The sequence below is a fragment of the Streptomyces atratus genome (assembly GCF_014648655.1).
In the GTDB taxonomy this organism is placed as follows: Bacteria; Actinomycetota; Actinomycetes; order Streptomycetales; family Streptomycetaceae; genus Streptomyces; species Streptomyces atratus.
Genome location: NZ_BMRN01000035.1, coordinates 1 through 13,360, shown reverse-complemented (window position 1 = coordinate 13,360; position 13,360 = coordinate 1). Strand labels below are relative to the sequence as shown.

Here is a 13,360-nt window from a genome sequence, read left to right as displayed (position 1 = left end):
CGGTCCGTCAGCCTCTTCTGCCTGTGAGCTCGCTGATGGCGCGGTCGAGGTCCATGTGGAGGCTTTCCGCTCCTTCGGGCACCAGTGCGAAGGTCCGCCGAAGGAATGCAGTCACCTCCGAAACCGCCATTTCGACCAATGCTGTGCCGGAGAGATTCCTCAAGACGACACGTAGGGAGTGCGGGTGGCAGCGGTGCCGAGGAATGACCAGCACGTCACCGGAACCGGTCGGCCGGCACAGCCCCTCAGTCACCAGCTTGCGAGCGAACACCCAGTCGACGGGGCTCTTCATCGGTGCGCCGAGGGAAAGGCGGATGGCGTAGGGGTCCGCCATGTCGTAGTGCAGCTCTGCGGACAACGGAGCGGGCATGCCCTTCGGGACGCTGACGTGCGCCGTCACTGTGCACGTGACCGTGCTGAGACGCTGATCCATGGTTGCCCCAAAGAATGATTGCAGAAGCGGTTTTCTACGCCCGACCCTAAATTCCGGTGGCCGGCACAGGTTGTCGAGGAACGCACGGAGCATTGCCCGTGAAAGAACTATGTGCCGGCGAGCGTCTCCATGAATGCCGCCGCCCCAACGGCAGCCGTTCCGGCAACGACGCGGTGCCTTGTCGGTGGACATCGGGCCGGGGCTTGCCGCACAGGCCGCCTGTGGTCGGGGTGAGCCGTCGACCGGCGTCGCACCAAGCCCGATTCAACCGGCGGTTGTCCGGCGTCCATGTGCTGGAAGCCGAGCGCGGCCGTGGTGCACTGCCGGACTCCTCAGCGTGCACGGAGGGACAACTGGTCTGCTCGGCGCCTCATTACCCTGGCCACCGCCCCGTGAGCGACCATTCGAGGAGCACCCATGCCCAAGCAGACCGTTGCCGAGCAGTACGTCGACCTCCTGGCCCGCGCCGGAGTGCGCCGCATGTACGGGGTGGTGGGCGACAGCCTGAACCCCGTCGTCGACGCGATCAGACGGCACGACGCCCTGGAGTGGGTCCAGGTCCGACACGAGGAGGTCGCGGCCTTCGCTGCCGGCGCCGAAGCGCAGCTCACGGGCAGGCTGGCGGCGTGCGCGGGGTCCTGTGGGCCAGGAAACCTGCACCTGATCAACGGCCTGTTCGATGCCCACCGGTCGATGGCTCCCGTCCTCGCGCTGGCTGCGCAGATCCCCAGCGGCGAGATCGGAACCGGGTACTTCCAGGAGACGCATCCTGACCGGCTGTTCGAGGAGTGCAGTCACTACTCGGAACTGATTTCCTCGCCCCGGCAGATGCCGCGGGTGGTACAGACGGCGATTCAGCATGCGGTCGGCCGGCGCGGAGTGTCCGTCGTAGCGCTGCCAGGAGACATCGCCGCCGAGAACTCTCCGGTCGGCGGGGCCGAACTCGCGATGCCGCTGGACCGGCCCGCAGTCCGTCCGGCCGATCAGGAACTTACCCGGCTGACGGAGCTGGTGGACGCCGCCGAGACGGTGACGGTGTTCTGCGGCCGGGGTGTCGCCGGTGCCCACGCCGAGGTGATGGCGTTCGCCGAGAAGGTCAAGGCCCCGGTCGGCCACGCGCTCCGAGGCAAGGAACACATCCAGTACGACAACCCGTACGACGTCGGCATGTCCGGACTGCTGGGATACGGCGCCGCGTACGAGGCAATGCACGAATGCGACCTGCTGCTGCTCCTCGGCACCGACTTTCCGTACACGGAATTCCTGCCACGGCACGTCAGAACGGTCCAGATCGATGTTCAGCCCGAACGGCTGGGCCGTCGCACCCAGTTGGACTTCGCCGTCTGGGGAGACGTCCGTGAGACGCTGCGGTGCCTGACCCCGGCCGTGCAGGAGAAGCCGTCCCGCCGGTTCCTCGACCGGATGCTGGACCGGCACGTCCATGCTTTGGAGGGTGCCGTCGGCGCCTACACCCGCAACGTCGACAAGCACACTCCCATACACCCCGAGTACGTGGCGGCGGTACTCGACGAGGAGGCTGCCGACGACGCGGTGTTCACCGTGGACACCGGGATGTGCTGCGTGTGGGCCGCCCGCTACCTGACGCCGAACGGCCGCCGCCGCATCCTGGGCTCCTTTGTGCACGGTTCGATGGCCAACGCCCTGCCGCAGGCCATCGGTGCGCAGTTCCTCGACCGGACGCGTCAGGTGGTGTCGCTCTCGGGCGACGGCGGCTTCTCCATGCTCATGGGCGACTTCCTGACGCTGGTGCAGTACGGGCTGCCTGTGAAGGTGGTCGTCTTCAACAACTCCTCGTTGGGCATGGTCGACTTGGAGATGATGGTGGACGGGCTGCCGCCGTACGGCACCGGGTACCCGCACACAGACTTCGCGGCCATCGCCACGGCCGCCGGTGCGCGGGGTATCCGGGTCGAGAAGCCCACGGAGGTGCGTGACGCCCTGCGTGCGGCCTTCGCCCACGACGGGCCGGCGCTGGTCGACGTGGTGACCGATCCCAACGCACTCGCGATCCCGCCGAAGATCACCTCCGAGCAGCTCACCGGCTTCGCCCTGTCGGCGAGCCGCACCGTCCTCACCGGAGGTGTCGGGCGCATGATCCAGCTCGCCCGGGCAAACGTCCGAAACGTTCCGCGTCCATAAGACCCTGAGAACCCAGCGCACCATCGGCTACGTCCCCGAGGCTGCCACATCGCGTCAAGCCGCTTGAGGGAGATCGTCGAGGCAAGGCAAGGCAAGGCAAGGCAAGTACCTTACGCTCTGCAGGAGTTCACCGCACGCCTCGCCCGCTGGACGGCGTATCACCGTTCGCCTGGCGCGGCTCCATCCACTTACCGGAGATTGCCAAGCAGGCCGCGTACTACAGCGACGGCTTCTTCCGCCATTTTCTGGTCGGCCGACCACACCAATTGAATGGTCGAGTTGTAGCGGTTCCCCCATGCCGCTACGGTCACGGCATACCCGAGCAGACGATCGGCGGGGCCCGGGCGCAGCCGGTACAGGTGGTCGAGAAGACGTTGCCGTTCCACGAGCACGTGGGGGACAGCCAGCGCCACTGTTCCTGACGGACTGCGTGCCCAGTCATCTACACGGCTGCTTGCCGACCGGCCGGCCCAGGCCAGCCTGTGCGCAGGCGCCGGCCGGCGGACGTCCAGGCAGGCCGGATCGAGCAGAAGGCCGGAAAACCGGCCCGCATGAGTGAACCGTCGACGGCCGAACCGCCTTCCCGGCTGCGCCAAGGGCCACCTCAAAACGCCTCTCTGGGCCACCACCTCGCCACGTTGCGGCCCACCGAGTGAGAGGCCGGGCCCCGCCCGGCATACCCATCCCCCGACCCGAGTGGACACTCATGGAAGACCTGACAGGCATGACACATCACACCGCCGTACTCAACGGGATCAAGCAGCACTGGGTGACCGCGGGACAAGGCCCGCCGGTCTACCTGCTGCACGGCTTTCCCGAGACCTGGTACGGCTGGCGTAAGCAAATACCCGTACTGGCCGAGCGGTTCACCGTGATCGCGCCGGACCTTCGCGGCTACGGAGACACGGAAAAGCCCGCCTCCGGCTACGACAAGCGGACCATGGCCAACGACATCGTCGCGCTGATGGACCATCTCGGGCACGAGCGGATCGCCCTCGTCGGCCACGACCGCGGGGCACGCGTCGGCACCCGGTTCGCCAAGGACCACCCAGAACGCATCGACCGTTTCGTGGCCATGGACAACATCCCCACCCGGGTCATCGCCGATACCTATGACGTGAACCTCGCCCGGCAGGGGTACTGGTTCTTCACCTTTCTCGGCGTGCCCGACCTTCCCGAGGCGCTGATCGCCGGCCGTGAGGAGATCTGGCTCACGCACTTCTACCGGAGCTGGTCGTACAACCCCGGCATGCTCACTCCAGAGGAGATCGCCGTCTATGTACGCGCCTACCAACAGCCGGGGGCGGTGCGGGGATCCTGTATGGACTACCGTGCGGCGCCCCAGGACGTCGCCCAGGACCGGGAGGACGCCGACCAGCTCATCGACTGCCCGGTGCTGACCCTGTGGGGCGAGGACTTCAGCGCCGTCGGACAGGCATACGACGTCCTGGACGTATGGAAGGGGATCGCCCGCGATGTCCGGGGCGTGCCCATCGCCCAGTGCGGGCACCTCTGCCAGGAGGAACGCCCCGACGTCGTCAACCGGGAACTCCTCGACTTCCTCGCGGACTGGAACGGCTGAACGGGGCGCCGCATCCCGAACTCGGGGAACACCAGCGGAACGTGGGCCGGGGCCGATTGCGGCCCCGGCCCACTTCCGTGCCAGGGCAACGCCACCCCGCCGGTGCCGCCCGACAACGTGGGCACGCACAGGCCACAGCCAGGGCGCGGACAGACAAACACGCCGCTCGGCAGTCCCTAAAGTTGCTCACGTGTCGGCGATTTCCCGCTCGACAAGACCCCCGCGCGGAGTCCGACGGGAACCCTCCGGCAGAGTCCACGGCCGCCCGGTCAGTGCACACCGCACACCAACCGATCCCGAGGCCGGCCCGCGACATCTCACGGCAAAGGGGCCACTACGGCAGCCCCGACTCGGCCGACAGGCCGTGCGACAGCCACCACCCCATTGATGAGGGAGTTTCCCCATGCCCAGTTCCGACAAGCCGACCGTCGTCCTCGTGCACGGCGCCTTCGCCGACGCCTCCAGCTACGCCCAGGTCATCCCCCGGCTGATCGCCCGCGGCCTGGACGTGGTCGCCCCGGCCGTGCCCAACCGCAGCCTGATAGGGGACGCCGCCTACGTCGCCTCCATCGTCCGGCAGATACCCGGTCCGGTCGTCCTGGTGGGCCACTCCTACGGTGGCGCGGTCATCACGGTTGCCGGCACCGAGGACAACGTCAAGGCACTGGTCTACCTGGCCGGTTACGCCTTGGAGAAGGGCGAGAGCCTCGGCGAACTGCAGGGCCGCTTCCCGGACAGCGACCTCGCCGCCGCACTCGTCTACACCCCCTTCCCGATCGAGGGCTCGGCCACGCCCGGCACCGACGTGTCGGTCCGGACCGACAAATTCCCGGCCATCTTCGCCGCCGACGTCGACCCGCGGCTCGCTGCCGTCCTCGCCGTATCCCAGCGCCCGCTGGCCGCGCAGGCCTTCGCCGACGCGGCCCCGGCCGCGGCCTGGAAGACCAAGCCGTCCTGGGGCCTGGTCGCCTCGTCCGACCACACCATCAACCCGGACGTGGAGCGCTACGGCTACCAGCGGGCCGGCATGACCACCGTCGAGGTCGACTCCTCCCACCTGGTGATGCTCGCCCACCCCGAGCGCGTCGTCGACCTGATCGAGGAAGCCGTACGGGCCACCTCCGACTGACCCCACGCGCACCAGCTCGCGCCCGTCCGACCGGCCGTCACACCACGACCGCCTCCACCCCTTCGCAGAGAGCGAACGATGAACCCACCGATCTCACGCCGCACCGTCACCGTGTCCCTCCTGGCCGGCGCAGCCGCCCTGGGGACCGCCGGTGTCGCGCAGGCCGCGCAGTCGGCGACGGCCGACCGTCCGGCCGAACGGCACGGGCGCCCTGCCGCACCCACCATCGTCCTGATCCATGGCGCGTTCGCCGACTCCTCCAGCTGGAGCGCGGTCGTCGAACGCCTGCAGCGACAGGGCCACCGTGTACTGGCACCGGCCCTGCCACTGCGCGGACTGGCAAGCGACTCCGCCTACATTCGCAGCGTTCTGGACAGCGTCACCGGACCGATCGTGCTGGTGGGGCACTCCTACGGCGGAGCGGTCATCAGCCATGCCGCGGCCGACGCCCCGCAGGTCAAGGCACTGGTCTACATAGCCGCCTTCGTTCCCGACATCGGGGAGAGCGCGCTCCAGCTCACCGACAAGTTCCCCGGCAGCACCCTGGGACAGGCCACCGCCACCCAGTACTACCCGTTGCCCGACGGCGGACAGGGGGAGGAACTGGTCATCAAGAAGGACCTGTTCCGCAAGCAGTTCGCGGCTGGTGTCCCCCGACCGACCGCCCAGGTCATGGCCGCGGGACAGCGTCCGATCACCCTGGCAGCTCTCCAGGAGCCGGCCACCGCGACCGCGTGGAAGAGGATCCCCAGCTGGTACCTCGTGGCCACCGAGGACCGCAACATCCCGCCGGCCGCCGAGCGCTGGATGGCCGAGCGCGCCCGCGCCCACACGGTCACTGTCCGCGCCCCGCACGCAGCCGCCGTGAGCGATCCCGGCCCTGTCACCGGCCTGATCCTGCGGGCGGTCCGTTCCGTCCGCTCCGACCACTGACCAGACGCATTCCTCGCCCACGTCGGCGACATTCCGCAAGAGGACATGGTGCCGGGACCGTGGCCGTCCGGCCGCGGTCCCCCTCCTCGCTTCCTCATGGCCGCCCTCACCCGGCGAAGCGCCGCACGCGCTGCCGACCGAACACCTCGCAATGGAACGGAGAGCCGTATGGCACTGCTCGATCCGGAACCGGGAAAGCTGCGCCCGCGGCAGACCCAGGGCCCAGCTATCGACCGGGTGCCCGACGAACGGGCGTCGGGTACTCCCGATGCCCTGCGGGAGGACCTGGTCCGCCTGCTGGGCTCCCGAAAAGTGCTGCACACCCTGTCGGACCTGGTGAAGTACGCCTCGGACGCCAGCCCCTACCGCTTCGTGCCCCAAGTGGTCGTGATCGCCGAGAACGTCGAGGACGTGGCCGCGGTGCTGCGGTACGCCCACGAGCAGCGACGTGAGATCGTCTTCCGGGCGGCCGGGACCTCCCTGAACGGTCAGGCCCAGGGCAAGGACATCCTGGTCGACGTGCGCCGCCACTGGACCGGCGTCGAGGTGCTCGACGGCGGGAACGAGGCGAGGATCAGGCCCGGTACGACCGTGGGGCGCGCCAACATCACACTGTCCCGGTACGGTCGGCTGATGGGCCCCGACCCGGCGAGTTCCAGCGCCTGCACCGTCGGCGGGGTGGTCGCCAACAACGCCTCGGGCATGACCGCCGGAGTCACCCGCAACTCCTACCGCCTGCTCTCGTCCCTCACCCTGGTCCTCCCGTCCGGCACGATTGTCGACACCGCGGCTCCGGACGCCGACGCGCGCCTCCGGGAGGCCGAGCCCGAGTTGTGCGCGGGGCTGCTGACGCTGAAGAGCGAGATCGAGGGCGACACCGAGCTAGTCGCCCGGATCCGCGCGAAGTACGCGTTGAAGAACACCAACGGCTACCGCCTCGATGCCTTCCTGGACAACTCCACCCCCGTGGAGATCCTGCGCGGGCTGATGGTCGGCTCCCAGGGCACCCTCGGTTTCATCGCCGAGACGGTGTTCAAGACAGTCTCCCTGGACCGGCTCACCCACACGGCACTGTTGTTCTTCCCCGACCTCACCGCCGCCGCGGCGGCGGTACCGCTGTTCAACGACGCCGGAGCCCGCGCGGTGGAGGTGATGGACGGCAACACTCTCCGCGCCTGTGCGAGCGTCGACGGAGTCCCCGCCGACTGGGCCGAGATTCCCCGGGATACCGCGGCCCTGCTGGTGGAGTTCCGCGCCCCGGACGAGGCAGCCCACCAGGCCCACAGGCAAGCCGCCGCCGCTGTCCTGGCGAAACTGGCGCTGGTGGCCCCGGTGGCGTCCGTCACCAACCGCTTCGTCGAGGACCCGGCCACGATCCGCACGTACTGGCACGCCCGCGAGGCGTTCATGACGGCGGTCGGCAAGGCACGGCCGGCCGGATCTACACTGATCACCGAGGACTTCGCGGTACCGCCCGCCCGCCTGGCCGAGGCGTGCGAGGCCCTGGCCGAGCTTCAGCGCCTACACGGCTTCGACGCCGCGGTCGCCGGCCACGCGGCGCACGGCAACCTGCACTTCCTGCTCGCCTTCGACGCCGCCCGTCCGAAGGAGGTCGAGCGCTACGCCGACTTCATGGACGAGTTCTGCACCATGGTGGTGCGCCGGTTCGACGGCTCGCTCAAGGCGGAGCATGCCACCGGTCGTAATATGACGCCGTTCCTCGAAGCCGAATGGGGCGCCCGCGCAACCGAGCTGATGTGGCGGGTCAAGCAGACCCTCGACCCCGCGGGGGTACTCGCCCCCGGGGTGGTCCTCAACCGTGATCCCGAAGCCCATCTGCAGGGGCTCAAGACCATACCCACCATCGAGGCGGTCGCCGATCCGTGCATCGAGTGCGGTTTCTGCGAGCCAGTCTGCCCGAGCCGCGACCTCACCACCACACCGCGTCAGCGGATCGTGCTGCGGCGCGAGATGATGCGCCAACCCGGCGGCTCTGCCGCCATGGGGAGCCTCCTGAAGTCCTATGGGTACGACGCGGTCGACACCTGCGCCGGCGATTCGACCTGCAAGACGGCCTGCCCGGTCGGTATCGACACCGGCGCCATGATGAAGGCATTCCGCCATCAGCGGCACTCCGAGCGAGAGGAGCGGAACGCGGCACGGGTCGCGGAGCGGTTCTCCCTCGTGGAGTCGTCGGTCCGGACCGCCCTCGGCTTCGCGGACCATGTCGGCGACCGGGTCCTGGGGAGCGTCACCTCCGCCGTGCGGAAGGTGGTATCGGCCGACCTGGTGCCCGAATGGATCTCCGCCATTCCGTCCCCTGCACGTTCGCGGCTGCCCGGAACGGACCGCCGGACCGCCGTTGCCGTCTACTACGTGGCCTGCGTCAACCGGATCTTCGCGGGACCCGACGGTGTCGACGGGCCGTCCCTGCCCGAGGCGATCGTCGAGGTCTCCCGCCGGGCCGGGCGGCCGGTCTGGATACCGTCGGACATGGCCGGTTCGTGCTGCGCGACCATCTGGCACTCCAAGGGCTACGACGACGGCAACACCGTCATGGCGAACCGCATCGTCGAGCGAGCCTGGGAGTGGACCGACGGCGGACGTCTGCCGCTCATCGTCGACGCGTCGTCCTGCACACTCGGCATCGGGCAGGAAGTCACGCCGTATCTGACGGCCGAGAACCTGCGGAAGCACCGCGCTCTCACCGTGGTGGACTCCGTCGTCTGGGCCGCCACCGAACTGCTGCCGCACCTTGAGGTGACCGACCCGATCGACAGCGCGGTGCTCCACCCCACCTGCTCCATGCGACACCTCAAGGACGTCGACCAGCTTCAGGCCGTCGCCGAGTTCATCGCGCGGGACGTCCAGGTGCCCGTCTACGCGGAGTGCTGCGGCTTCGCCGGCGACCGGGGACTGCTGCACAAGGAACTGACCGAGGCGGCGACGGCACACGAGGCCGCCGAGGTCACGTCGGGCGCGTTCGACGCCTACCTGTCGGCCAACCGCACCTGTGAGATCGGCATGCAACACACCACGGACCGCCCCTACCAATCTGTGCTGCTCGCACTCGAACGTGCCACTCGGCCCACCAGCTGAGCACCGGCGCGGGCCACCAGCTTCGGCGCGGAACCGCCGCCCGCAACTCGACCCTCCATCCAACAGGGAGCCAGCCTTGCGCATCGCCAATCTCGCCGGCCGACTGGTCGTGATCACCCACGGCCGGGCGGCCGACGTCCACACAGCCAGTGGCGCACTGTTCTCCTCCGACCCGCAGGCGGTCTACTCCCGCTGGGACGAGTTCCGCGCCTGGGCCGCCCGGGCCGACCTCGGCGGCGGGGTCCCCTTCGACCCGGCGGACCTCGGTGCGCCCGCGCCGGCCCCCCGCCAACTCTTCGCCATCGGCCTCAACTACCAGGAGCACGTCGTCGAGGCCGGATTCACCACGCCCGAGGGCATGCCGCCGGTCTTCACCAAGTACGCGACCGCTCTCACCGGCCCGGTGACCGAGGTGACGCTGCCACGGGGCGGCAACACCGACTGGGAGGTGGAACTGGTGGCGGTTGTCGGCAGGGAAGCGCACCAGGTGTCCGAAACCGATGCCTGGAGCTACGTCGCGGGCCTGACGGTCGGCCAGGACATCTCCGAGCGCGTCCTGCAGATGGACGGCCCGGCCCCCCAGTTCAGCCTCGGCAAGTCCTACCCGGGCTTCGCCCCGACGGGCCCCTGGCTGGTGACCCCGGACGAGTTCGAGGACCCTGACGACCTGGAGCTGACCTGCGCCGTCAACGGTGAGGAGATGCAGCGTGGCCGCACCCGGCAGCTCATCTTCTCCGTGCCGGCCCTCATCGCCAAGCTGTCCGGGGTGCTCCCGCTGCTGCCGGGAGACGTCATCTTCACCGGCACTCCAGCCGGTGTCGGCCTCGGCCGCACACCTCAGCGCTGGCTGGTCGCCGGAGACGAGCTCGTCAGCTCCGTCCAGGGCATCGGCGAACTGCGACAGCGGTTCGTCGGCTGACCCTCTACGAGGCCCGCGACGCGCGGCAGCTGACGTCTCAAGCGCCCGGCGCACCGGCAGCCCCAGCGGCAAGGGCCCACTGCCCCCACCCCCTGCAATCAGAGAGAAAGAGAAGAGATCCCACATGCCCAGATTCCTGACAGGGACGCGCACCGGCCTCCTGGCCTCGGTCGTCGCGGCGGCCCTCGCCACGACCGCGGCCGGCCCCACGACGGCGGCCACCGCCGCCCCGAAGCCGGACGTGCGCTTCGTGGCACACCTGGACATCGCCGACGGACAGCGACCGGAGAACATCACCCTGGAGCCTGGCGGCAGCGCCGTCGTCACCTTCGCCTACAGCCGTCAAGTGGCCCGCATCCACCCCGACGGCCGGGTACACGTCCTCGCCACCCTGCCCCAGCCTCCGGCCGGCGCCGACACCCCTGCCCTCTCCTCGCCCTTCCTCGGCGGAATCGTCCGTGCCCACGACGGGACCCTGTACTTCCTGTACGCCACCGGCAGCAGCGACCTGACCGGCCTGTGGCGCCTGCGCCCCGGCGGCGCCCCGCAGCGTATCGCCGCGCTCCCGGCCGACGGCCTGCCCAACGGCCTGGCCCTCGACCGGCACGAAGGCCGGCTGTACGTGGCCGACTCGGTCCTCGGCACGGTCTGGCGGGTGCCCGTCACCGGGGGCACGCCCACCCGGTGGGCCGCCGCCCCCGAACTGGCCGCCGCCGGATTCCTCGGAGCCAACGGCATCAAAATCCACAACGGGGCGGTCTGGGTGTCCAACCTGGACAAGGGCACCGTGCTGCGCATCCCGGTCACCCGGTACGGCACCGCCGGCCCCGTCGAGACCCGGGCCACCGGCCTGATCGACATCGACGACTTCGCGTTCACCGGCCGCGGCGACACCCTCCTGGCCGCGATCAACGCGGACAACGAGGTGGCCCTGGTCAGGCCGGGCGGCAGCCACACCGTCGTGCTGACCGGCGCCGACGGGCTGGAGAACCCGACCTCGCTCGCCGTACGCGGCAACACGGCCTACATCGCCAGCGGCGCCTACTTCACCAACAACGACCCCAACCTCCTGGCCGCCCGGATCAACCCCGCCCAATAAGCCGGCCCCGCGCCCGTGCCGCCGCACCTGCCCGATGCGGCGGCACGGGCCCCTAGGCCGTCAGATCCGTCGCACGACGAGCGGGCGGAGCGGCCGCCGCACGCGGCAGCACCCCACACCGGACGAAAGGACAGAGTTGATGGACCAGCAGGACACGCAGCAGGCGGCAGCCGCCGCACCGCCCGCGTTCGACCCCGACGCATTCCTGGTCGTCCCGGCCAGAACCTTCGAGGACCTACGCATCGGCGAAGTCTTCCGAGCCCCCAGCCGCACCCTGACAGACGCCCACGCCGCGGCCTTCCAGACAGTCTCCGCGGACAACCACCCGGTGCACTACGACGCCGAATGGGCACGCAGGCACGGCCACTCAGCACCGGTGGTGCACGGCCTGCAGGTACTCGCCTTCACTGCGCCGGGCGCCACCCTGTTCCCCCACTTCATCGGAGAGGTGTTCATCAGCTTCCTCGAACTGTCCTGCACCTTCCTGGCCGAAGTGCACTCCGGCGACACCCTGTACCCGGCGCTCACCATCACCGGCCTGGAGCCGCAGGGCGACAACGGTGTCGTAGTCACCGCGGCCACCATCCACAACCAACGCGGCGAACTTGTGCTGTCCGGCCAGCACAAGTACCTCCTGCGGCGTCAGTGAATCCTGAGGAAGCAACGTGACGCACCGTAGAACCCTCCTTGTCGCGCTCGCCTGTTGTGCCGTGCTGACCGGGTGCACGAGCCACACACCGGACGACGGCCCGCCTGAGGTTGGCTCCACGTCCCCAACGTCGTCCGTAACCGGCCCGGGGTCCGTCGACAGCGGCACCTCCGATCCCTCCAGCGAGCCGACACCGACCGCGTCCGGCGGCACGGGGACGGCGGCGCCATCGCCGACCGTACCGACGGTGAGACGCTGCCATACCTCCGAAGTGAGGGCGTCCCTCGGCCCCAACCGTCCCGGCGCCGGGCAGTCAAGCTTCGCTATCGTTTTGACCAACGGATCCCGCCGCACCTGCACGCTGTACGGCTTCCCGGGCGTGGCGTTCGTCAACGGCGCCGGTGAGGCCGTCACCCCGGACCCCGAACGAGCCACCGATCAGCAGGAACAGGCTGTGACGCTCAGCCCGGGAGACAGCGCTTGGTCGACGCTGACATACACCAATCCAGCGATAACTGGCGCCACCACTGTCACACCGACGGCCCTACTCGTCACCCCGCCCGACGAGACTGCTCCGATCTCAGTCCGCTGGACCGGGGGCAAGGTCTCCAACACGGGGAAGGCGTCGGCGCCCTGGGTGAGCCCCCTCAGGCCAGGCAATGGCGCCTGACTCCGCCGAGCGCGGGAGCGAAATGCGGCCAGTTGCCGCTGGCTGCCAAGGTTGACACACATACTCCAGGCCCTGATTGCCGCGCCGGAGACTTCCGGCTGAATCTCTGACACCCGAGGGGCGGGATCGGTGCGCAGACGCTGTAGCTGTACCGGATAGCGTCTGCGGCGTCGGTCATGCAGGGCCGCCAAGTAACTCGACGACCACATCGGGGCTGACGCAGGCGAAGGCCGGCGATTCTCGGCTGCCCCGCCGAGCGGTCAGCCGCATGGTCCACCGCGGATGCGCAGGCCACCGCTGATACCAACCAACGGCCCCGGTGACCGACATCCCTGGTGCCGGCACCCGCCCTCTCCATGCTCCAACGGCGCTTCCCGAGTCTGTTCAAACGAGCGGCTCTGTCCCGAAATCGGTGGTGACGAAGCGTGACCAGGGTCGTTGGCATTCCAGCGAAACGTCAACTCCCGTATGAACACCGCATTTTCGGGGTTGTCGGCACTGGTCGTCGAGGATGTGACGGACGAAGGCGAAGCGATCCGCCTATCGGCGCGAACCCGGGAGGAGTCGGTGCCGTGCCCGATGTGCTGGATGCTCCTATGGTTGTCAAGCCGCTGGAACGAGGTCGGTTTGAGTGGTTCGTTCCGTGGGTGTGGTGGTCAGGGCTCGGTAGACCTCGCGGGCGACGAA

The 13,360-nt window shown here is 69.2% G+C and carries 11 protein-coding genes; 10 read left to right on the top strand and 1 reads right to left on the bottom strand.

Annotated features, from left to right (window positions below; translation table 11 throughout):
• Positions 1 to 7: 7 nt before the first annotated feature.
• Positions 8 to 358, bottom strand: coding sequence for an SsgA family sporulation/cell division regulator (locus IEZ15_RS33550; RefSeq protein ID WP_229846279.1), 351 nt, complete (start codon positions 356 to 358; stop codon positions 8 to 10).
• 492 nt (positions 359 to 850) lie between these two features.
• Here IEZ15_RS33550 and IEZ15_RS33545 point away from each other — a divergent pair, with 492 nt between their 5' ends.
• The 10 genes from IEZ15_RS33545 to IEZ15_RS45410 form a co-directional block, all read left to right on the top strand.
• Complete coding sequence (locus tag IEZ15_RS33545) at positions 851 to 2,593, top strand: pyruvate dehydrogenase (protein WP_189280723.1); 1,743 nt, start codon at positions 851 to 853, stop codon at positions 2,591 to 2,593.
• A 724-nt stretch (positions 2,594 to 3,317) separates the two neighbouring features.
• A complete protein-coding gene (locus tag IEZ15_RS33540) occupies positions 3,318 to 4,175 on the top strand; it encodes an alpha/beta fold hydrolase (RefSeq protein WP_229846278.1) in 858 nt (285 codons plus the stop codon).
• Positions 4,176 to 4,578: 403 nt separating this feature from the next.
• The gene (locus IEZ15_RS33535) at positions 4,579 to 5,304 is read left to right on the top strand and encodes an alpha/beta fold hydrolase (RefSeq protein ID WP_189280721.1); all 726 of its coding nucleotides are present in this window, start codon (positions 4,579 to 4,581) and stop codon (positions 5,302 to 5,304) included.
• Between the two features lie 78 nt (positions 5,305 to 5,382).
• Positions 5,383 to 6,237, top strand: coding sequence for an alpha/beta fold hydrolase (locus IEZ15_RS33530; RefSeq protein WP_189280720.1), 855 nt, complete (start codon positions 5,383 to 5,385; stop codon positions 6,235 to 6,237).
• A gap of 168 nt (positions 6,238 to 6,405) precedes the next feature.
• Positions 6,406 to 9,336 (top strand): FAD-binding and (Fe-S)-binding domain-containing protein, encoded by a 2,931-nt coding sequence (locus IEZ15_RS33525; RefSeq protein ID WP_189280719.1) that lies wholly within the window; start codon positions 6,406 to 6,408, stop codon positions 9,334 to 9,336.
• A 76-nt stretch (positions 9,337 to 9,412) separates the two neighbouring features.
• A complete protein-coding gene (locus tag IEZ15_RS33520; protein ID WP_189280718.1) occupies positions 9,413 to 10,255 on the top strand; it encodes a fumarylacetoacetate hydrolase family protein in 843 nt (280 codons plus the stop codon).
• A gap of 124 nt (positions 10,256 to 10,379) precedes the next feature.
• A complete protein-coding gene (locus tag IEZ15_RS33515) occupies positions 10,380 to 11,354 on the top strand; it encodes an SMP-30/gluconolactonase/LRE family protein (RefSeq protein ID WP_189280717.1) in 975 nt (324 codons plus the stop codon).
• A gap of 139 nt (positions 11,355 to 11,493) precedes the next feature.
• Entirely contained in the window at positions 11,494 to 12,003 is a 510-nt protein-coding gene (locus IEZ15_RS33510; protein ID WP_189280716.1) for a MaoC family dehydratase, read from the top strand.
• Positions 12,004 to 12,019: 16 nt separating this feature from the next.
• Complete coding sequence (locus tag IEZ15_RS46830; protein ID WP_189280715.1) at positions 12,020 to 12,673, top strand: DUF4232 domain-containing protein; 654 nt, start codon at positions 12,020 to 12,022, stop codon at positions 12,671 to 12,673.
• Between the two features lie 468 nt (positions 12,674 to 13,141).
• Positions 13,142 to 13,360, top strand: a 219-nt coding sequence (locus IEZ15_RS45410; RefSeq protein WP_229846277.1) for a hypothetical protein, incomplete at its 3' end; no start/stop codon positions are given.

Excerpts from the sequence above, each read along its gene's own strand:
- IEZ15_RS33530 (WP_189280720.1), top strand. The coding sequence starts at position 5,383 with ATGAACCCACCGATCTCACGCCGCACCGTCACCGTGTCCCTCCTGGCC.
- IEZ15_RS33535 (WP_189280721.1), top strand. The coding sequence starts at position 4,579 with ATGCCCAGTTCCGACAAGCCGACCGTCGTCCTCGTGCACGGCGCCTTC.
- IEZ15_RS33515 (WP_189280717.1), top strand. The coding sequence starts at position 10,380 with ATGCCCAGATTCCTGACAGGGACGCGCACCGGCCTCCTGGCCTCGGTC.
- IEZ15_RS33510 (WP_189280716.1), top strand. The coding sequence starts at position 11,494 with ATGGACCAGCAGGACACGCAGCAGGCGGCAGCCGCCGCACCGCCCGCG.
- IEZ15_RS33545 (WP_189280723.1), top strand. The coding sequence starts at position 851 with ATGCCCAAGCAGACCGTTGCCGAGCAGTACGTCGACCTCCTGGCCCGC.
- IEZ15_RS33525 (WP_189280719.1), top strand. The coding sequence starts at position 6,406 with ATGGCACTGCTCGATCCGGAACCGGGAAAGCTGCGCCCGCGGCAGACC.
- IEZ15_RS33540 (WP_229846278.1), top strand. The coding sequence starts at position 3,318 with ATGACACATCACACCGCCGTACTCAACGGGATCAAGCAGCACTGGGTG.